The organism is Clostridium tertium, assembly GCF_902652255.1.
GTDB lineage: Bacteria > Bacillota > Clostridia > Clostridiales > Clostridiaceae > Clostridium > Clostridium tertium_A.
Map to the genome: position 1 here is coordinate 356,507 of NZ_CACRTO010000005.1, position 21,970 is coordinate 378,476.

General features: G+C 30.3%; 21 protein-coding genes. All 21 read right to left on the reverse strand.

What is annotated here, in order from left to right; translation table 11 throughout:
• Positions 1 to 33: 33 nt before the first annotated feature.
• The 21 genes from rpsO to rpsB all read right to left on the reverse strand — a co-directional run bounded on the left by rpsO (position 34) and on the right by rpsB (position 21,866).
• On the reverse strand, positions 34 to 297 hold the full coding sequence (gene rpsO / locus GPX08_RS01640) for a 30S ribosomal protein S15 (protein ID WP_156624732.1): 264 nt from the start codon (positions 295 to 297) through the stop codon (positions 34 to 36).
• A 128-nt stretch (positions 298 to 425) separates the two neighbouring features.
• Positions 426 to 1,349: a bifunctional riboflavin kinase/FAD synthetase gene (locus GPX08_RS01645; protein ID WP_156624734.1), complete on the reverse strand. Its 924-nt coding sequence runs from the start codon at positions 1,347 to 1,349 to the stop codon at positions 426 to 428.
• Positions 1,350 to 1,360: 11 nt separating this feature from the next.
• Complete coding sequence (gene truB, locus GPX08_RS01650) at positions 1,361 to 2,239, reverse strand: tRNA pseudouridine(55) synthase TruB (RefSeq protein WP_156624735.1); 879 nt, start codon at positions 2,237 to 2,239, stop codon at positions 1,361 to 1,363.
• Positions 2,239 to 3,216: a bifunctional oligoribonuclease/PAP phosphatase NrnA gene (locus GPX08_RS01655; protein ID WP_156624737.1), complete on the reverse strand. Its 978-nt coding sequence runs from the start codon at positions 3,214 to 3,216 to the stop codon at positions 2,239 to 2,241. Before GPX08_RS01655 ends, truB begins: the two co-directional genes overlap by 1 nt.
• Positions 3,216 to 3,566, reverse strand: a complete 351-nt coding sequence (gene rbfA / locus GPX08_RS01660; RefSeq protein ID WP_156624739.1) for a 30S ribosome-binding factor RbfA — start codon at positions 3,564 to 3,566, stop codon at positions 3,216 to 3,218. The genes GPX08_RS01655 and rbfA overlap by 1 nt, the downstream gene beginning before the upstream one ends.
• A 15-nt stretch (positions 3,567 to 3,581) precedes the next feature.
• Positions 3,582 to 5,627 carry a translation initiation factor IF-2 gene (gene infB / locus GPX08_RS01665; protein ID WP_156624741.1) on the reverse strand — a complete coding sequence of 682 codons (2,046 nt, stop codon included), beginning with the start codon at positions 5,625 to 5,627 and terminating at the stop codon, positions 3,582 to 3,584.
• Positions 5,628 to 5,642: 15 nt separating this feature from the next.
• Entirely contained in the window at positions 5,643 to 5,957 is a 315-nt protein-coding gene (locus GPX08_RS01670; RefSeq protein WP_156624743.1) for a 50S ribosomal protein L7ae-like protein, read from the reverse strand.
• Complete coding sequence (locus GPX08_RS01675; RefSeq protein ID WP_156624746.1) at positions 5,950 to 6,216, reverse strand: DUF448 domain-containing protein; 267 nt, start codon at positions 6,214 to 6,216, stop codon at positions 5,950 to 5,952. The genes GPX08_RS01670 and GPX08_RS01675 overlap by 8 nt, the downstream gene beginning before the upstream one ends.
• Positions 6,217 to 6,228: 12 nt before the next feature.
• Complete coding sequence (nusA, locus tag GPX08_RS01680) at positions 6,229 to 7,323, reverse strand: transcription termination/antitermination protein NusA (protein ID WP_156624749.1); 1,095 nt, start codon at positions 7,321 to 7,323, stop codon at positions 6,229 to 6,231.
• Positions 7,324 to 7,339: 16 nt separating this feature from the next.
• Positions 7,340 to 7,798 carry a ribosome maturation factor RimP gene (rimP, locus tag GPX08_RS01685; protein ID WP_156624751.1) on the reverse strand — a complete coding sequence of 153 codons (459 nt, stop codon included), beginning with the start codon at positions 7,796 to 7,798 and terminating at the stop codon, positions 7,340 to 7,342.
• A gap of 446 nt (positions 7,799 to 8,244) precedes the next feature.
• Entirely contained in the window at positions 8,245 to 12,588 is a 4,344-nt protein-coding gene (locus tag GPX08_RS01690; RefSeq protein WP_156624753.1) for a PolC-type DNA polymerase III, read from the reverse strand.
• Positions 12,589 to 12,710: 122 nt separating this feature from the next.
• Entirely contained in the window at positions 12,711 to 13,760 is a 1,050-nt protein-coding gene (ispG, locus tag GPX08_RS01695) for a flavodoxin-dependent (E)-4-hydroxy-3-methylbut-2-enyl-diphosphate synthase (RefSeq protein WP_156624756.1), read from the reverse strand.
• Between the two features lie 14 nt (positions 13,761 to 13,774).
• A complete protein-coding gene (gene rseP, locus GPX08_RS01700; RefSeq protein ID WP_156624758.1) occupies positions 13,775 to 14,794 on the reverse strand; it encodes an RIP metalloprotease RseP in 1,020 nt (339 codons plus the stop codon).
• 12 nt (positions 14,795 to 14,806) lie between these two features.
• Positions 14,807 to 15,967, reverse strand: a complete 1,161-nt coding sequence (locus GPX08_RS01705) for a 1-deoxy-D-xylulose-5-phosphate reductoisomerase (RefSeq protein WP_156624760.1) — start codon at positions 15,965 to 15,967, stop codon at positions 14,807 to 14,809.
• 14 nt (positions 15,968 to 15,981) lie between these two features.
• The gene (locus GPX08_RS01710; RefSeq protein WP_156624762.1) at positions 15,982 to 16,938 is read right to left on the reverse strand and encodes an AI-2E family transporter; all 957 of its coding nucleotides are present in this window, start codon (positions 16,936 to 16,938) and stop codon (positions 15,982 to 15,984) included.
• Positions 16,939 to 17,189: 251 nt separating this feature from the next.
• The gene (locus GPX08_RS01715; RefSeq protein WP_156624764.1) at positions 17,190 to 17,984 is read right to left on the reverse strand and encodes a phosphatidate cytidylyltransferase; all 795 of its coding nucleotides are present in this window, start codon (positions 17,982 to 17,984) and stop codon (positions 17,190 to 17,192) included.
• Between the two features lie 13 nt (positions 17,985 to 17,997).
• Positions 17,998 to 18,759 (reverse strand): isoprenyl transferase, encoded by a 762-nt coding sequence (locus GPX08_RS01720; protein ID WP_156624766.1) that lies wholly within the window; start codon positions 18,757 to 18,759, stop codon positions 17,998 to 18,000.
• 53 nt (positions 18,760 to 18,812) lie between these two features.
• Positions 18,813 to 19,370: a ribosome recycling factor gene (locus tag GPX08_RS01725; RefSeq protein ID WP_156624768.1), complete on the reverse strand. Its 558-nt coding sequence runs from the start codon at positions 19,368 to 19,370 to the stop codon at positions 18,813 to 18,815.
• Positions 19,371 to 19,379: 9 nt separating this feature from the next.
• Positions 19,380 to 20,096 carry a UMP kinase gene (locus GPX08_RS01730; RefSeq protein WP_156624771.1) on the reverse strand — a complete coding sequence of 239 codons (717 nt, stop codon included), beginning with the start codon at positions 20,094 to 20,096 and terminating at the stop codon, positions 19,380 to 19,382.
• Positions 20,097 to 20,166: 70 nt separating this feature from the next.
• Positions 20,167 to 21,078, reverse strand: coding sequence for an elongation factor Ts (locus GPX08_RS01735; RefSeq protein ID WP_156624773.1), 912 nt, complete (start codon positions 21,076 to 21,078; stop codon positions 20,167 to 20,169).
• A gap of 86 nt (positions 21,079 to 21,164) precedes the next feature.
• Positions 21,165 to 21,866: a 30S ribosomal protein S2 gene (rpsB, locus tag GPX08_RS01740; RefSeq protein ID WP_156624775.1), complete on the reverse strand. Its 702-nt coding sequence runs from the start codon at positions 21,864 to 21,866 to the stop codon at positions 21,165 to 21,167.
• Positions 21,867 to 21,970: the final 104 nt, after the last annotated feature.

Consider the following 21,970-nt stretch of genomic DNA (forward strand, 5'->3'; position numbering starts at 1 on the left):
ATAATAGAGCGGCTTAAAAAACCGCTCTAAGGACTATCTTCTTAAGCCTAATTTTTTGATTATAGCTCTGTATCTTTCGATATCTTGTTCAGCTAAGTAGTTTAGAAGACCTCTTCTTCTACCAACCATCATTAAAAGACCTCTTCTTGAGTGGTGGTCTTTCTTATGCATTTTTAAGTGGTCAGTTAAAGAATTAATTCTTTCTGTTAATAATGCTATTTGCACTTCTGGAGAACCTGTATCTCCTTCGTGTCTTCCGTGTTCTTTAATAATTTCTTGCTTTTTTATTGCGTCCATTAATCGCACCTCCGTAAAATTATCCCCTATATCCAAGAAATGAGCTAGCACCCTCATATCGTAGAATTAGGTTCTTCCTTGCTATTATAACAAATCATAATCTTATTGTAAATTATAAATTTACATAATTAAATTATTATATCTTTATTTTTTATAAATTCTTCATCTTTCTTTATTTGTTTCATTAATTCATCCAAAGAATCAAATTTTAATTCATCTCTTATTCTTTCAACGAAGTAAACTTTGATTTCTTCTCCATAAATCATTTTATCAAAATTCAAAATGAAGGTTTCTATTGTTAATTCTGTCCCATTTACTGTTGGATTATTCCCAACGGAAGTTAATCCCTTAAATATCTTATTATCATATATTACATTAGTATAGTATACTCCTTTTTTAGGAATTACAATATTATTACCAAACTCCAAATTAGCAGTTGGAAATCCTATAGTTCTTCCTAGTTCCTTACCATGGATTACTTTACCTTTAATTAAATATGGCTTTGATAGCATATCTATAGCTTTACTAACATTTCCTTCTAAAAGGACATTTCTTATTCTAGTACTACTTATTGCTTCTCCTTCATAAGTGTATGGATCTATTATATATAGCTTATATCCATATTTATCTTGAAGTTTCTTAAGTAATTCAACATCTCCCAAGTTTTTATGTCCAAACCTAAAATTAAATCCAACAACTATTCCTTTTACATTATAGTCTTCACAAAGAAGCTTAATAAAATCTTCAGCTGTAATTGACATAAATTCTTTAGTAAAGGTTCTTAATACAACAATATCAACATTTTCTTCTTCTAAATATTGAAGCTTCGTATCTAAATCCATAATTAATTTAGGTGCCTTCTCTGGACTTACAAGAGTTTTCGGATGATTTTTATAAGTAAAAACCATACTTTTGCCATTTTCTTCTTTAGCCACTTGGACAGTCTTTCTTACAAGGGATAGGTGTCCATAATGAAGTCCATCAAAACTTCCTAATGCAACATAATTTTTATTTTCTTTATTTTCTATAATAATATCATCTATTACTATCATATCCTACTCCCCTAATTAATTAGCAATTTTTCTATCTTAAAGCCCTTTTGATCAGCTTTTCCAAGTCCTATAAACTTAGAATTTTCATCATAGACTCTATATAGTCTTCCTATTTCTATTTTATCCTTTGTAAGTCTTTTGTCAAAGACTTTAACACCATTTATTAATAATCTTGCAAAGTTATTTAATACTACTAACTTTTCATAATTATCTAAAGCATCTTCTATACTAATGATATAATCCTTAATACTTTCTAATGTAATATCACTTATATTAATAGCTTCATCTTCGGTAAACTTTGATGTTTTGCTTCTCTTAAGTTTAGTCATTGTTGCACCAACTCCAAGACTATCACCAATATCAAAACAAAGACTTCTTATGTAGGTTCCTTTAGAACAAGTAACTTTCATTTTCACATATGGATTATTAATTTCTATATCCTCAATTTTATAAATACTTATTAGTCTTCCTGGTCTTTCGACTTCAATACCTTGTCTTGCAAGTTCGTATAACCTTACACCATTTTGTTTTAATGCTGAGTACATAGGTGGTACTTGGCTATATTCTCTTTCATAAGATTTAATTACATTTGAAATTTCACTATTAATTAAACTTGATGGATCTTTCTCTTCAATTATTTCTCCTTCTAAATCATATGTAGTAGTTTTTATTCCAAGTTTGAATTCTACCTCATAAACTTTATCCGAATCCATAATATAATCTATAATTTTCGTAGCTTTACCTACACATATAGGTAGAACCCCTGAAGCTTCAGGATCTAAGGTGCCAGTATGTCCAACCTTTTTTTCTCCTAAAGTCTTTTTAATTACTCTAACAACATCAAAAGATGTCATTCCAGTATTTTTAAAAACATTAATTACTCCATCCATTATAGTAACTCTTTCTCTATTTCCTCTAAAATTTTATCCTTTGCTTTATCTAAGGTTAATCCTTTTAACATAATTCCTGCAGCCTTAACATGACCTCCGCCACCTAACTTATCTGCAATTTTTCTTACATCAAAATCATTTTTAGATCTTAAACTAGCCTTAACTCCAATATCAGTTTCTTTAATTAATACTGCAATTTCCACTCCTTTTATTTGTAGTCCAAAGGAGATTATATCTGAAGTATCACCTATTTCTATACCAAGCTCTTCACCATAAGATTTAGGTATCTTTATTAAAGATACTTTTCTATCAAATAATAATTCCATATTGTTTATAGCTTTACCTGTTAATCTTATTTTTTCAAAGGTATTATTATCAAAAAGGCTTTGATATATAAATGTATTGTTTACTCCAATACCTTTTAACTTTGAAGCTATCCTGTGTGTTCTTGAAGTTACATTTGAATGCCTAAACCCACCAGTATCTGTTACTAATGATGTATAAAGGCATGTTCCAATTTCTTGTATAACATTAGATTTTTCTTCAAAATCTAATCCTAAACATTCTAATAATTCATAAACTATTTCTGCGGTTGCTGCTGCATTTATATCTACATAATTTAAATGTCCATATTGGTCATTGGAAATATGGTGATCTATATTAATAATAGTTCCTTTGTAATTAGATAAATCTGCTGATATTCTATCATAATTTCCACAATCCAATACTATAACTATATCAGTTAAATCTTTAGGAGAAATTAAATTACCTGTAGCTTCATTAGCTCTTTTTAAGAATTGAAGATTTTCAGAAATTATATCTTTTGATATTAAATAAGCGTCTTTTTTTATTAATTTTAAAGCATTTAATAGTGCAAGTGCACTACCTACTGCATCACCGTCTGGTGATACATGATAGGTAATGCCTATTTTATTTGCCTTATTTACTAAGCTAGCTATATTTTCTAAGGTATTCATTATTTGTCTTTTACCTTTTCTATTAGCTCTTCTATTTTCATACTATAGGTTATAGAATCATCTAACTCAAATAAAATTTGAGGAGTATTTCTAAGATTGATTCTTTGACCTATTTCTCTTCTTATATATCCGCTTGCACTCTTTAAAGCTGCAAAGGTTTCATTTTTTTCTTCTTCGTCTTTACCGAAAATACTTACATACACCTTTGCATATCTTAAATCTTTACTTACCTTAACAGATGTAATTGAAACCATAGATTTCATTCTAGGGTCTTTAATTTCATCTCTAATAATAACGCTTATTTCTCTCTTAACTTCTTCGTTTATTCTTCCGCCTCTATAATTAGCCATAAAATCACCTCTTTATTAAAGCTGCTTTCTTTCAACTGCTTGCATGCTAAAGGATTCTATAATATCGCCTTCTTTTATATCATTGAACTTTTCTACACTTAATCCACATTCATATCCTGTATTAACTTCCTTAGCATCATCTTTAAATCTCTTAAGTGAAGCTAATGTAGATTCGAATATTACTACTCCATCTCTTATAACCCTAACTTCAGAGTTTCTTAATATCTTACCATCTAGTACATAACATCCAGCAATTGTACCAATGCTTGAAATCTTATATACCATTCTTACTTCTGCCTTACCATTTACAACTTCCTTGTACTCTGGATCTAGCATACCAATCATTGCTGATTTAACATCTTCTATAGCATCGTAGATTATTCTATAAGTTTTAATATCAACGCCATCTTTATCTGCTATTATACTAGCATTAGAATCTGGTCTTACATTAAATCCTATAAGTAATGCATTTGATGCAGTTGCTAAAGTTACATCTGTTTCAGTTATAGCTCCAACTCCACCATGAATAACTCTTACCTTAACATCTTCAGTAGAAAGTTTTTCTAAAGATTGTTTAATAGCTTGAACTGAACCTTGTACATCAGCTTTAACTATTATTCCAAGTTCTTTAACTGTTCCTTCTTGAATTTGACTATATAAATCTTCAAGAGATACTCTATTTTGTGAATGGAAGCTTTCATCCTTCATCTTTTGCTTTCTAGTTTCCGCCATGTTTCTTGCAGTTTTTTCATCTTTAACTACAGTAAATCTATCTCCAGCTGATGGAACTTCTGAAAGTCCTAATATCTCAACTGGAATTGAAGGACCTGCTGACTTTATAGTCTTACCCTTATCATCAAACATAGCTCTTATTCTACCATATGTTGATCCAACTAAAATTGAATCTCCAACATGTAATGTTCCATTTTGAATAAGTAGTGTAGCAACTGCTCCTCTACCCTTATCTAATTTAGCTTCTATAACTGTACCTTTTGCTTTTCTCTTTGGATCTGCTTTAAGTTCAGACATTTCAGCAGTTAATAATACCATTTCTAATAATTGTTCTAAGTTTTCACCAGTTTTCGCTGAAACAGGAACACAAATTGTATCTCCACCCCAGTCTTCTGCAACTAACTCATGTTCAGTGAGTTCTTGCTTAACTCTATCAATATTAGCTCCTGGTCTATCTATCTTGTTAATAGCAACTATCATTGGAACTTCAGCTGCTTTACAGTGGTTTATTGCTTCCTTAGTTTGTGGCATGATACCATCATCAGCTGCAACTACTAAGATTACTACATCAGTAACTTGTGCTCCTCTAGCTCTCATTGCTGTAAAGGCTTCGTGACCTGGAGTATCTAAGAATGTTAGCTTTTCTCCATTTAAGTTAACTGTATAAGCACCAATATGTTGAGTTATACCACCAGCTTCTTGAGATGTTACATTAGCCTTTCTAATAGCATCTAAAAGAGAAGTCTTACCGTGGTCAACGTGACCCATAACAGTAACTATAGGTGGTCTCTTCACTAAGTTTTCTTCGATTATATCTTCTTCTTCAACTACTTCTAATTCTTCTTTTTCTTCCTTTTTAACTACTAAACATTCATATTTTTCGCATACTTTTTCAGCAGTTGCAAAGTCTATTTCTTGATTTATTGCAGCCATAACTCCAGTAAAAATAAGAGTTTTAATAACATCTGCTGTAGGCTTACCAATCTTTTCAGCTAATTCTTTAACTGTTATAGTTTCTCCTATTTCAACAACACCAGAACCACCTTCTCCAATAGCCTCTGATTCTTCTTGATTCTTTTTCTTCTTTTTCTTCTTAGCTTGATTATTTACTTCTTCTTGTAATTGTTCTTCATATTCGTCTACAATAGTTTTATCTTCAGAAGCTTCTTGTTCACCAAGTAATTCCTTGATTAATTCTGCATCTTCATCTTCTATAACGCTCATATGATTCTTCACATCTACGCTAAATTCATTCATTAATAGTTCTATTAGCTCTTTTGAGCTGATATTAAGTTCTTTTGCCAATTCATATACTCTGATTTTTGACAATAAAATCACCCCCGGTTAAATTTTTATCTTATCCTCATCATAAAGGGTACAAAGCTTCTTTGCCATATTCTTATCTAATATAGCTAATATTTTCACTTCTTCTCTCCCAATGGAATTTCCTAATTCTTCTTTTGTAAAATCTTCTATTACTCTTATATTCTTTGCTAAACAATGATTTTTAAACTTCTTTTTTGTACTTTCTGATGCATCTTTAGATATTATAAATAAAAATATTGCTTTTTTATTTCTAGATTCATCACATTTACTGTAACCTTCAATAATATTTCCTGATCTTTTAGCTAATCCTAAAAAGTTAAAAAATTTATTCATTGCTTATTTCTTCCCTTAACTTGTTATATACTTCTTCACTAATTGCTATATCTAAATTTCTAGATAATCTTTTAGCTTTAAAAGCCTTTTCTAGACATTCTTCACTCTTACAAACATAAGCACCTCTGCCAGACTTTTTGCCTGTTAAGTCAACTGAAACTTCTCCCTCTGGACTCTTAACTACACGTATAAGTTCCTTTTTAGGCTTCATTTCCATACATCCTGTGCACATTCTCAAAGGAATTTTCTTTACTTTCATAAAAAAGCCTCCTTATTCTACAACTAAATCTTCATCTAGTTCTTTTGATTCTGTCTTTAATGCATCTGCTTGAGACTTGCTTTTTATATCAATCTTCCAATTAGTAAGTTTAGCTGCAAGTCTAACATTTTGACCTTCTTTTCCTATAGCTAAAGATAATTGGTTATCTTCAACTACTACTTTAGCAGATTTGCTTTCTTCACATACTTCCACTTCTAATACTTTAGCAGGACTTAATGATGCAGCTATAAATTCTTCTGGATTTTTGCTCCATTTAATAATATCAATTTTTTCGCCTTTTAGCTCATTTACGATATTTTGAACTCTAGCTCCTTTTGGTCCAACACAAGCTCCCATAGGATCAACATTTTCATCATTAGAATAAACTGCAATTTTACTTCTTGAACCAGCTTCTCTTGAAATGCTCTTAATTTCAACTACACCTTCATATATTTCAGGTACTTCTAACTCAAAAAGTCTCTTAACTAAACCTGGATGTGTTCTAGAAACTAAAATTTGTGCTCCCTTTGAACCATTTTTAACTTCAACTACATATAATTTAATTTTTTCATTAAAGTTATAGACTTCACCTGGAATTTGCTCATTTGGTCCAATAGATGTTTCTATTCTTCCTAAATTAACAAATACATTACCTTTATCTTTTCTTAAAACAGTTCCTGTTATAATATCATATTCTAATTCTTTATATTCTGAATAAACTATATTTCTTTCTGCTTCTCTTATTCTTTGAGTTACAACTCCCTTTGCAAGTTGTGCAGCAACTCTACCAAAGTTCTTTGGAGTTACTTCTAAATCTACAATGTCATCAAGATCATATCTTGGACTAATTTCCTTAGCCTCTTCTATAGAAATTTCTGTAACATAATCATACACATCTTCTACAACTACTTTTTGAGCATATACGTGTATTTCTCCAGACTCTCTATTAATACTTACTTTCACATTTTGTGCTGAAGTAGTTGGACTAGCATAATTTTTCTTATATGCTGCAACTAAGGCATCTTCTATAGTAGTAAATATTAAATCCTCGCTAATCCCCTTATCTTTTACAATTTCTTTAAGAGCGCCTATAAACTCTTGGTTCATTTCTAAATCCTCCTTGTTATATTTCCCCTTCTAAATTTGCTGATTTTATTTTATCTTTTGGGATAGTAATTAAATTTTCTGCTTCAACAACGATTGAGTCTTCTTTTACTTCCCTTAATATACCTTTTACATTTTTTCTTCCTTCAAAAGATTTGATAAATCTTATAAGTACTTCATTTCCAATTTGCTTTTTATAGTGATCCTCAGTATATAGACCTCTATTTAGACCTGGTGATGACACTTCAAGGAAATATGCAACTGGAATCGGATCTTCTTCATCCATAATGTCACTTACTCTTCTTGACAACTTTTCACAATCTGTTAAGCTTATGCCACCGTCTTTATCAATATATATTCTTAAATAATATTCTCCATTTTCCTTTACATATTCAATATGATATAGTTCATATTGCAGTTCTTCAGCTACAGGTCTTACTAATTGATAAATTTTTTCTATTAATGCATCAACTTTCATATTAACCTCCTTTTTTCATATTCAACTTTTAATTTGTGATTACAGCTTACTATGTCTTTCAATTGATAATCTACATCTTTATGATGTTATAAGATTAAAAGTATTTATACTTACTTTAAGTAAAGTATATAATTTGAAATCATAGACTATTTATTCTTTATATAAGTCGCTGAACTAATAGCCTTACTTGATGGTTATTAGTTTAAAATATACTCTAATTAAATATGTAATAATTATTACAACTTATATATCTATAAAAAAAGCAACTAATTTGTAGTTGCAATTAAATAGAAAGAGCGGGCATTTAAATCTCCCACTCCAATTCTTAGCTATTAGTAAATCACTTCTCTATATATCCTATCATAATTTTATGATTAAAACAAGAGGGGATGAGTAAATTCTTACAATCTATTATTACTCTCCCCTTTCCTATGATTTTTATTCCATTAAAATAAAGATAATTGATTAGTCTCAGACATTCCTTCAAGGCATCCATGGTTAGATAATGTTTCTATAACGGTTTTTGATACCTTAGATCTAATTCTCAAATCTTCTTTTGAAATAAATTCTCCATCTTTTCTTGCTTCAACTATACTCTTAGCTGCATTATCACCTACTCCTTGTAGAGCACTTATCGGCGGTCTAATTCCATCCTCTTCAATAGTAAATTTAGTTGCTTCTGATATATATAAATCAACTTTCTTAAATTTAAGTCCTCTTGCATAAAGTTCATATGATAATTCAAGAACTGTAATTAGTCCTTTATCTTTCGCAGTAGCTTTATTTCCTAATTCATATAGTTCATCTAATTTTGCTTTAATTGCTCCCTGACCTTTACATATAAGATCAGCATCGAAGTCATCAGCTCTTACTGTAAAGTAAGTAGCATAATATGCTTCTGGATAATGAACCTTAAAGTATGCAATTCTAACTGCCATCATTACATAAGCAACAGCATGCCCCTTAGGGAACATATATTTAATTCTTTTACAAGATTCTATATACCAATCAGGGACATTATTTTCCCTCATAGTTTTTTCAAACTCTTCAGTTAATCCCTTACCTTTTCTTACACTTTCCATTATTGTAAATGCCATCTTAGGTGGGACTCCAGCATACATTAAATAAACCATAATATCATCTCTAGTTGCAATACACTCTCTTAATGTAGTATAACCTTCTTTAATGAAATACTGCGCATTATTAAGCCATACATCAGTACCATGTGATAGACCAGATATTCTAACTAGGTCAGCAAAACTTTGGGGTTGAGTATCAACAAGCATACCACGAACAAATTTTGTACCAAACTCAGGAAGACCATAACTACCTACCTCACAACCTAACTCTTCCTTAGTAACACCTAGGGCTTCAGGAGATGTAAATAAAGATATAACCTCTTTATCATTTAATGGTATCGTCTTTGGATCTACACCTGTTAAATCTTGAAGCATCCTAATCATAGTAGGATCATCGTGTCCTAGTATATCTAGTTTTAAAAGTCTACCTGAAATAGAGTGATAATCAAAATGAGTAGTAGTAACATCTGAGGTTGGGTCATCTGCTGGCCTTTGTATTGGAGTAAAGTTATATATTTCATTGTCACTAGGTACAACCATTATACCTCCTGGATGTTGCCCAGTAGTTCTTTTTATTCCAGTACAACCAATAGTTAGTCTTTCTATTTCAGCATTAGATGCTCTAAGTCCTCTTTCATCTAGATACTTTCTTACATATCCATAAGCTGTTTTTTCAGCAACAGTACCTATTGTACCAGCTTTAAATACATAGCCTTTACCAAATAGTACTTCTGTATATTTATGAATCTCCCCTTGGTTATCTCCAGAGAAGTTAAGGTCTATATCAGGCTCCTTATCTCCTTCAAAGCCTAAGAAAGTTTCAAAAGGTATGTCATGCCCATCCTTTATATACTCAGCACCACAATCCGGACATTTTTTATCTTCTAAATCAGCTCCAGAACTTACAGAACCATCTAAGAAAAACTCTGACTTCTTACAATTTGGACAAACATAGTGAGGAGGAAGTCCATTAACCTCTGTTATATTTGACATTGTAGCAACAAAAGATGAACCAACAGATCCTCTTGATCCAACTAAATATCCATCTGATAAAGATTTCGCAACTAATTTTTGAGCAATTAGATAAAGAACTGCATAACCATTATTAATGATAGAATTTAATTCTTTATCAAGTCTTTTTTGAACTATTTCAGGTAATGGATCACCATATATTGAGTGAACCTTCTTCATAGTCATCTCTCTTATTTCTTCATCAGCACCTTCAATCTTTGGTGGATATGTTTCATCAGGAATAGGCTTTAACACTTCCATAGAATCTGCTATCAAATTTGGATTAGTAATTACTACTTCTTTTGCAATTTCTCCACCTAAGTATGCAAAATCCTTAAGCATTTCTTCTGTGGTCTTAAAATAAAGTGGCGGTTGCTTATCTGAATCTGAGAAGCCCTTACCAGCCATTATTATTCTTCTAAAAGCCTCATCTTGTGGCTCTAAGAAGTGAACATCTCCAGTTGCTACAACAAGCTTATTTAACTCTTTTCCTAATTTATATATTTTGCGGTTTAAAGATTGAAGCTCCTCTACTCCACGTACATTACCCTTATCTATTAAATATTCATTGTTTTCTATTGGCTGTATTTCTAAATAATCATAGAACTTCATTATTTCTTTAAGCTCTTCATCATTTCTACCATCTAAAACTGCTCTATATACCTCTCCTGCTTCACAGGCAGAACCAATTATTAGATTTTCCCTAACTTCCATAAGCTTACTTTTTCTAATTCTCGGGTTCTTAAAAAAGTTATCTAAGTGAGCTTCAGATATTAGCTTATATAAAGTTTTCATACCAGCTTGATTCTTTGCAAATATAATAATATGGAAGGTCTTTTCTTTCTTTATATCCATTTTTTCTAGATATTCCGCATTTAACTCTCTTATATTATTAATATTTAATTCTTCAATCATCTTTTTTATAAAGATCAAATATATATCTGCAGTAGCCTTTGCATCATCAACTGCTCTATGGTGATTTTCAAGGGAAACACCTAAATGCTTAGCAACAAGATTTAATTTTACTCTTTTAAGTTCAGGATATAAGAACCTAGCTAATGGAACTGTATCTATTATTGTGGATTCAAAGTCAAGCCCTATATCTCTACAATTTTTCTTAATAAATCCTGTATCAAAAGCTGCATTATGCGCTACAACTGCAGAACCATTTATAAATTCCATAAACTTAGGTAACACTTCTTCTATAGGTTCCGCGTCCTTAACCATCTCATCCGTAATCCCTGTAAGTTCAGTTATCTTATATGGAATTCTACATTTGGGATATACGAATTCACTAAAGGTATCTATTATTTCTCTATTTTTAATTTTTACTGCTCCAATTTCAATTATCTTATCATTAATAGCAGAAAAACCTGTAGTTTCTATATCAAAAATTACAAATTCATCATTAAAGTCTTCATTTTTATCATTTAATGCTATAGGAATTCCATCATTAACTAAATATCCCTCTACTCCATAAAGAACTTTAATTTTATTCTTTTTTGCAGCAATTTGTGCATCCGGAAAGGCTTGCACTACACCATGATCAGTTATTGCAATGGCTCTATGCCCCCATTTAGCAGCTCTTTCTATAAGTTTAGTTGCTGAAGTTACGCCATCCATAGCACTCATTGTTGTATGACAATGAAGCTCTACTCTCTTTTCTGGAGCACCATCCATTCTTTCTATTTTTTTCATTCTTAAGATATCTCTACCCATAATTACTACTTCTCTAGCATATGTATCATAAACAGCTTCACCTCTAACCTTACAATATAAGCCAGGCTTTACTGCTTCTAATACCTCCTCTGTTTCTTGTGGTTTTAAAAAACATTTTACAGTTATTGAACTAGTATAATCAGTAATAAAGAATGTTAAAATAATTTTTCCTGTCTTAGTTTCAACAATATCCTTTTTAAATACTTCTCCTAATATGGCAACTACACCTGTAGTTTCATCAATTTCATTAATAGGAGTAGCTTCTATACTAATATTTCTACCTAAGATGCTATTTTCACTTTTAGCCTCTCTTTTAAATTCACGTTTTTCATAAGGTTTATTCTGTCTAGATTGTTTTTCTGACTTCTTATCTTCAGATTTCTCTTTTGAAGACATAACTTCACTTTTAATATCTCTACCACTAAATATTTCTTTTAATACTTCTTTTTCCTTTTGAAGCTTTTCTTCATAATTATCTTCTTTTTCTAAGCTTTCATCATATCTTAAAATAATATTACTTTTAATATCAAAAATATTTTTTATATTTGAAGATATTAAGTTTGGAACTTCTTTAGCTCTTAAATGTTCATTTATCTTTTCATATCCACTAGAAATAATTATATTGTTTCCCTCTATCTTTTTTACTCCATTTACTAATATCGACTTAGATAGAGGTATAGTTTTTAATATATTACCTACAATTTCTAACCAATGATTTTCAACAGCTTCTTTTAATGATAAATTAGATATATCTCTATAAAATAGTATTTCTATATCAATGTCTACATTTATTATTTTTTTAATAGCCTTTTTAACTTTTTCTTCTTCAACGTTATTTAGACTATCCTTACCTCTTAAAACTACTTTAAGCACATTACTTTTCTTTAAAAATTGAAATTTTATAATATTAATTTCTTTATCTTCTAACTCTTCATCCTTATTAATTTCCTTCTTAATAAGTTTTAAAGCAGCTTCACTCAACAAAAACACCACCTTTAAATGGATATATAGTGAACAAAAATCATATTTAACAAAATAATTGACAATGTAAAACTCTCTTAAGATAACCCTTAAGTTCAATTATCCATTGCCAATTATTTATATTACATATTTTCTATTTCTTTCATTAGCTCTTCAACTAACTCTTCTTCTTTAACCTTCTTGAATATAACACCTTTTTTGAATATTAATCCTTCGCCTCTTCCACCAGCTATTCCGATATCTGCTTCCCTAGCTTCTCCAGGTCCATTTACTGCACATCCCATTACAGCAACTTTTATATTCTTATTAATGCTTTCTAGTCTCTTTTCAACTTCTTCAGCTATTTTAATTAGGTTAATTTGTGTTCTACCACATGTAGGACATGATATAAATTGTAATCCACTTTTTCTAAGCTTTAAAGCCTTTAAAATTTCTTTTGCAACTTTAATTTCTTCAATTGGATCACTTGTTAATGATACTCTAACAGTATCACCTATCCCTTCAGCTAAAAGGGTTCCAAGCCCTATACTTGACTTTATAGTTCCTCTAAAAGGAGTTCCAGATTCAGTAACGCCTAAATGAAGTGGATAATCACAGCTTTCACTCATTAATCTATATGCTTCTATCATCATAGCAACATCTGAAGATTTAATAGAAACTACTATATCATAGAATTCTAATTCTTCTAAAATTCTCACATGCCTTAATGCAGATTCTACTAAGCCCTTTGCAGTTGGCTTACCATCTCTTTCTAGTATATCCTTTTCTAAAGATCCTGAATTTACTCCAATTCTAATTGGTAAATTTTTAGCCTTAGCAGCTTCTGCTACTATCCTTACCTTATCAACTTTACCAATGTTTCCTGGATTAATTCTTAAAGCAGAAACTCCATTCTCAATAGCAGCTAATGCTAATTTGTAATCAAAATGTATATCTGCAACTACAGGAATTGGTGACTTTTCACATATTCCCTTTAAAGCTTCTGCAGCCTTCATATCAGGAACAGCACATCTTATTATTTCACATCCTGCATTATATAATGTATTAATTTGAGCTAGTGTAGCTTCAACATCTCTAGTATCAGTATTAGTCATTGATTGAATTGAAACTGGTGCATCTCCACCAACATAACAAGTTCCAACCTTAACTTTTCTTGTTTTTCTTCTTTCCATATTATTTTCCTCTCCTAAAACTGTATTGGGAATAATATATCCTTTATAGTTACTAAAATCATAAGTCCAAATAAAAGCATAAGTCCAACATAATTCATTGCACCAACTACTTTTTCTGGTACCTTTCTTCTTGTAATTAACTCTATTAATAATATAACTGTCCAACCACCATCTAAAGCTGGGAATGGTAACATATTAAATACAGCTAAATTTATACTTATAAATGCAATAAAGTTCATAAGATTCCATACACCATTTTTGGCAGCTTCGCTTGACATTCTTATAATAGATACAGGTCCCCCTACATCAGTTTTAAAATTAACCTTCCCTGTAATCATCATTTTAAGTCCTTTGTAAGTTTGACTTACAACTGAAGCCGTCTGATTAAAACTTTGCTTAAAACTTTGAAGTATTCCAGGATTTGTTACCCTTTCAAACCCAAAGCCAATCATATATTGTTCTACCCCATTTTCTTCAACTAACTTAGGAGTTATTACAACTTCTTTTTTCTCCCCATTTCTTTCTATTAAGAAATTAATAGGCTCATCCTTAGCTAAGTTAATACCTATAGATAAATCATCTGCTGAAAAAACTCTGCTACCATTAACTTTTAAGAATTTATCTCCTTCTTGAAGCCCAGCAGCGACAGCAGGCATATCATCTATTAAACTAGCAACCTTAGGCAAACTATATCCAAATTTATTTAAAATTACTGTAAAGATTAAAATAGCAAATAAAAAGTTCATTGTAGCACCAGCAATAATAACGCTAATACGTCTTAATGGTGACTTAGATGAAAAACTTCTTTCATCACTACTTTCCTCTTCTTCCCCTAACATTTTAACATATCCTCCAATAGGAAACAAACCTATTGAATACTTAGTTTCTTTTCCACTTATAGATACAATCTTAGGTCCCATTCCTATTGCAAATTCTTCAACTTTTATTCCATTAGCCTTTGCCATTATAAAATGGCCGAGTTCATGTACTATGATAAGTAAACTAAAACCTAATAGTGCGTAAATTATATACAATATACCTTCCTCCTAATTCAACTTTTGCCTTATATAATCTCTAACCTTTGAATCTAATTTTATTACATTCTCAAGAGTTACTTCCTTTGTTTTTTCATCTTTAAACTCTTCTAAAGCTTCTTCAATTAATTCTGCTATATTTAAAAACTCTATTTTTTTCTCTAAAAATAAGGCAACAGCTTCTTCATTAGCAGCATTTAAAATACAAGGTGCAAGCTTACCTTCTTTTCCTACCTTATAAGCAAGCTTTAAGCATCGAAATGTTTCTAAATCTGGTTTTTCAAAAGTTAAGCTTCCAAGTTCATAAAAGTTTAAACTATCACAAACAGCTTCTTTCCTTACCTTTTTATTAATTGCATATTGTATAGGTAATTTCATATCAGTGGTACCTAATTGAGCTATTACACTTGCATCATTATACTCAACCATTGAGTGTATTATACTTTGAGGATGAACTACTACTTCAATATTATCATAAGGACAATTGAATAAAAAATGAGCCTCAATTACTTCTAACCCTTTATTCATTAGCGTAGCTGAATCTATGGAAATTTTTTGACCCATATTCCACTTAGGATGTTTTAAAGCATCTTCAACTGTAACCTTCTTTAAAAAGTCTATATCTTTACCCCTGAAAGGTCCTCCAGATGCAGTTAATATGATTTTTCTTACATCTTTTTCATTATAACCATTTAAAGCTTGGAATATTGCACTATGTTCTGAATCTACTGGTAAAATATCTACTCCCATTTCCTTAGCTTTTTTCATTACTAATTCACCAGCTACTACTAAAGTCTCTTTATTTGCTAAGGCAATATCTTTTTTAGCTTCTATAGCCTTAATAGTTGGTCTTAACCCTATCATACCTACAACAGATGTTACTACCATATCTATTTCATCTAGTGATGCTATAGCTTCTAGTCCTTCTATTCCTTTATATACAACTATATCTATACTATTATCTATACAAAAGTTTTCAACAGACTTAGCACTTTCTTCATCCATCATAGCAACATATTTAGGTTTAAACTCTTTTATTATCTCTATTATTTTATTTACAGATGAATTAGCACTAATACCTATTAGGTTTATTTCACCCTTTGATTTTCTAATTACATCTAAGGTTTGTGTACCTATTGATCCTGTTGCTCCTAAAATTGAAATATTTTTCATCTTTACCTCCTAGTTTAACTGCTATAAATTACATCTTTTGCTATTATACTATAAATTGGACCTACAATTATACCAATTAATCCAAACATATTAACCCCTATATAAATAGATAATATTACTACTAATGGATGAATTTCAAGTCTACTACTTAAAAATTTTGCTTCAAGTATTTCTCTAATAACCTTTTCTAAGAAGTAAAGTAAAACCAATCCAAATACTAATAAAAATCTCTTCATTACAATATTGTATATTATTATTGGTATAAAAACAATTGTTGTTCCTACAAAAGGAAGTATATCTAAAATGGCACTTATTGTTCCAAGAAATAAACTATTTTCTATTGAAAGCACTCTAAATCCTATGGTTACAATAATTCCACTTAATATAATTAATCTAATTTCTATCTTAAATACTTCTTTTAAATTTAATAATTTCTTAAAAAATCCTTCTGTAAATTCTTTTGGAAATAGCTTCATAAAAAAATTCATTATTTCGTTTTTATCTACTAATATAAAATAACTAATTATATTAGCTAAAAAATACGATACTATACCATCTCCTGTTAGCATTGCTCCTTGCATAATAAATTTACTGTCAAAAAATCCACTTAAACTTTTAATTATTTTATCTATATCTAAATTTAAAAATACTTTTATACTATTAAATATCTCTAAAAAATCATTAAGATTATTATTATAAATCATATAAACAAAACTTATAATTCTATTACCAAAATAAAATATAATTATAAATAATAAAGCATTTAAAAAGAATATACTTAATACTGCAGATATTTTTTTAGAAAGGTTTAATCTATTAAATACTTTGAATATTGGCTGAGTTAATAACATAAAAATAATTATTATAAAAAAAGGTTTAAAATATTTATTAATAAGTATAGCAATTGCTGAAATAATAATAAATAAAAGTACTAAATTTATTATTTTACTATATGTATTATATAATTTCATTTTCATACTCCTTATTGTTTATGTTAAATTATATTATTTCTTTTATCATTAAATGACTTATAAGGAGTAAAAAAAGTGTATATATGTAAGTTTACTTATTCCGTTACTCCCCCCAATTTAAGGCTAACCTACATATATCTACTAATAACTGAAGAAAATTATAAAAAGTCATACATAGGTTAAGCCTTTTATAAATTTCCTACCAAATAAAAAAAGCAGGGCTTATCCCTACTTTAATTAATTTACATATATTAAATTCTTACTATAAATGTTAAATAATAAAATACTACTGCAGAATTAAATAGTATAGAATCAAATCTATCTAATATCCCACCATGTCCCGGTATTAAATTACTATAATCTTTTATACCAACATATCTTTTAATAGAAGAAGCCACTAAATCTCCAAATTGGCCCATAATTCCACAAAGAGCTCCTATTAAAAAGAAATGAATAACTTGAACATGAGGTACATAAGATGACACTATTAATCCATAAACTCCACAGCCTATAGTACTTCCTAAAAATCCACCTACAGCACCTGCAATAGTTTTCTTAGGACTAACCTTAGGACAAAGCTTCTTTTTACCAAGATATTTCCCTGAGTAGTAAGCAGTTGTATCACAAATCCAAGAACCTAAGAATATTAACCAAATTAAATATTCTCCACCTTGCATATCACTTATTAATGGCATAAATCCAAATAATATTCCTACATATAGAAACCCTAGAAGAGTAATTGCTGCATCTATAAATGTATATTTTAAATTAATTATTGGAATCATTAATAAAGCAATAGCTGCTAATACAACTATATACATTAAGTATTCAAAATTATTATTTGTAGCATAAAATGCTGCAATAAGTATATATCCAACTAATGGTATAGGATTAAACTTCTTTTCTCTTAAGGCATTATAAAATTCATATAAACCAAAAACTGATAGTACAATAGCAAAACCTTTAAGCCATATTCCTCCTAAAAAAATAAAAAGAATAAAAGGTGCTATTATTGCCGCTCCAATATATCTATTATTTAATTTCATCTTTTCACCTCAACTAAACTCCACCATATCTTCTATCTCTATGTTGATAGTCATATATAGCTTCATGTAAGTGTTCTTCTTTAAAATCAGGCCAACATACATTAGAATACCAGAATTCTGAATATGCACATTGCCATAAAAGAAAATTACTTATCCTTTGTTCTCCAGAAGGTCTTATAATCAAATCAGGATCCGGAATTCCATCAGTATATAAGTATTTTTCTATATCCTTTTCATCAATATCTTCAATATTTAGTTTGCCACTTTTAACGTCATTTGATACAAGTTTTACTGCTCTAACTATTTCATCTCTACCACCATAATTAAAAGCAATATTTAATACAACACCTGTATTGTTCTTAGTTAATTCTACAGCTTCATTAACTTCATTCTGAGCATCATCAGGTAATTTATTTATATCTCCAAGAATTTTAATAACTACACCGTTCTTATTTAATTCTTGCAGTTCACTCCTTAGATATTCAACTAATAGCTTCATTAAGGCTGACACTTCATCCTTAGGTCTTTTCCAATTTTCAGTTGAAAATGCATAAAGAGTTAAATATTTTATACCTAAAACATGAGCTTCTTTAATAACTCTTCTTATGGTCTCAACACCAGCTTTATGTCCCATAGTTCTTGGTAACTTTCTTTGCTTAGCCCATCTTCCATTACCATCCATAATAATAGCTATGTGTCTTGGCATATTCTCTTTATCTAAAACTAATTTATCTTCTATCTTTTTATCTTTCTTAGTTTTAAAAATATCTAACATATTCTATGTTCCCTCCACCATTTTGTATGGAAAAAACCTGCTGATTGCAGGTTTTAAATTGACATAATCTCTTTTTCTTTTGCCGCAACTATAGTATCAACTTCTTTAGAGAAATTGTCTATTGTTTTTTGAACTTTATCTTCAGCATTTTTAAGTTCATCTTCAGTAATTTCTCCATCTTTCTTTAGAGCCTTAACCTTATCGTTTGCGTCTCTTCTAATAGATCTTAGTGCAACTTTAGCTTCTTCACCAGTTTTCTTAACTACTTTAACTAAATTTCTTCTAGTTTCTTCAGTTAATTCTGGAACTACTAATCTAATTACACTACCGTCATTTGAAGGATTAATTCCTAAATCTGAAGTAAGAATTGCTTTTTCTATTTCTTTCATTAAACTCTTTTCCCAAGGAGCTATAACTAATACTCTTGGCTCTGGAGCTGAAATATTTGCCACTTGGCTTAATGGACATGGACTTCCATAGTAATCCACTTTAATTCTATCAAGCATAGTTGGATTAGCTCTACCTGCTCTTAAAGTAGATAAATCAGATTTTAATACAGAAATAGTTTTTTTCATTTTGTCGTCAGCTTTTTGAATAATATCCTTTATCATAATAACCTCCTATTTTTTAGATGTAACTAATGTACCAATTTTTTCACCAGAAATAGCCTTTTTAATATTTCCTGGTTCATCTAAACCAAATACTAAGATTGGAATATTATTATCCATGCATAAAGAAGTTGCAGTAGAATCCATTACTTGTAATCCTTGTTCTAATACTTCTATATAAGATAGTATATCATATTTCTTTGCATCATCATATTTATGTGGATCTTTATCATAAACACCATCTACTTTTTTTGCTAGTAAAATTACATCTGCTTCTATTTCAGCAGCTCTTAAAGCAGCAGTCGTATCAGTTGAGAAGTATGGGTTTCCTGTTCCAGCAGCAAATATTACTACTCTTCCTTTTTCAAGGTGTCTAACAGCTCTTCTTCTAATAAATGGTTCTGCTATTTCTTTCATTTCTATAGCAGTTTGAACTCTTGTCATTACTCCATTTTGTTCAAGAGAATCTTGAAGTGCTAAGGCATTAATACATGTTGCAAGCATTCCCATGTGATCAGCTTGAGATCTATCCATACCTTCTCCGCTTCTTCCTCTCCAAATGTTTCCGCCGCCTACTACTAAACCAACTTCTACTCCCATTTCCACTAATTCTTTAACTTCAAGTGTAATTCTTCTTATAAATTCAAAATCGAAACCAATACCTTTTTCTCCTGATAAAGCCTCTCCTGAAATTTTAAGAATAACTCTTTTATATTTACTATTTTCCATTCTTAGTACCTCCATACTTTTATAAAGTAGATTTCTAAAAAAAGAGAACACAACAGTGTTCTCCTTTGTATTACTTACTCATCTTAGCTACTTCTTCAGCGAAGTTATCTTCAGCCTTCTCGATACCTTCTCCTCTTTCGAATCTAACAAACTTATTAACAGTTATTGGAGAACCAACTTCCTTTGATTTTTCTTGAAGGTATTTGCTTATGCTCTTATCTCCATCTTTAACCCAAGCTTGATCTAAAAGACATACTTCTTTGTAGTATTTTTGAATTCTTCCCATTACCATCTTTTCAACTATGTTTTCTGGTTTTCCTTCATTTAAAGCTTGAACTCTATAGATTTCTTTTTCTTTTTCTAATGATTCTTGGTCAACAAAATCTCTGCTTAAGAAGCTTGGGTTTGCAGCAGCAACTTGCATACATACATCCTTAGCAACTTCCTTTAATACAGCAGTGTTATCTGAAGCACATCCAAGTTCAACAACAACACCAATTCTTCCACCACCGTGGATATAGCTTTCTACTACACCTTCAGAAACATTGAATTTATCAAATCTTCTTACTGTCATGTTTTCGCCAAGCTTAGCTATTAAAGCAGTTAAAGCTTCTTGTACTGTGTTTTCAGCATCGAACTTTTCAGTTACGAATTCTTCAACAGTTGTTGAAGCTGTTGTTGAAGCCATTTCTGCTAATCTTGCAGCAAAGCTTACGAATTCTTCATTAGCAGCAACGAAGTCAGTTTCACAGTTTAATTCAACTATTCCAGCTGATTTACTATCTTCTGATATGTAAGTTTTTACAATACCTTCAGCAGCAATTCTTCCAGCCTTCTTAGCAGCTGCAGCTAATCCCTTTTCTCTTAATATTTCAACAGCCTTTTCCATATCTCCTTGAGCTTCTGTTAAAGCCTTTTTGCAGTCCATCATACCTGCGCCAGTCTTTTCTCTTAATTCTTTAACTGATTGTGCAGTTATCATAATGTATATTCCTCCTAACTTAATGTAAACCTTATTATTTAGGTTAAAAGGTAAATGAGATTACTCACCTACCTTTATTTATTTTATTATTCAGCTAATTGTTCGCCTTGTCTTCCTTCAATGATACCATCAGCCATCTTAGCTGTTATTAATTTAACCGCTCTTATAGCATCATCGTTTCCTGGAATTACATAGTCTAATTCTTCTGGGTCACAGTTAGTATCTACAATACCTACAACTGGTATTCCTAATATCTTAGCTTCTGCAATTGCATTCTTTTCTTTTCTTGGGTCAACTACGAAAATTGCTCCAATATTTTCAGCATCTAAGTTCTTGATTCCGCCTAAGTTCTTTTCAAGCTTTTCCATTTCGCCTTTTAACTTGATAACTTCTTTCTTAGGTAAAACTTCAAAAGTTCCATCTTCTTCCATAGTCTTTAACGCTTCTAATCTTGCAATTCTAGTCTTAATAGTGTTGAAGTTAGTTAACATTCCACCTAACCATCTATTATTAACGAAGTGCATGTTTGATCTTATAGCTTCTTCTTCGATAGCTTCTTGAGCTTGCTTTTTAGTTCCAACAAATAATATTTCTTTACCTTCTGCTGCAACTGACTTTATGAAGTCATAAGCTTCGTCTACTTTCTTAACTGTTTTTTGAAGATCGATTATATATATTCCATTTCTTTCTGTGAATATATATGGAGCCATCTTAGGGTTCCATCTTCTTGTTTGATGTCCAAAGTGAACACCTGCTTCTAATAATTGTTTCATTGATATAACTGCCATTTTCTTACCTCCTGGTTGTTTCCTCCACTACTTTCTTATAAAGGATCCTCTTTTGAAGGTCACCATCTTTATAAATCTAATAGTGTGTGTATTTTCTTACCTTT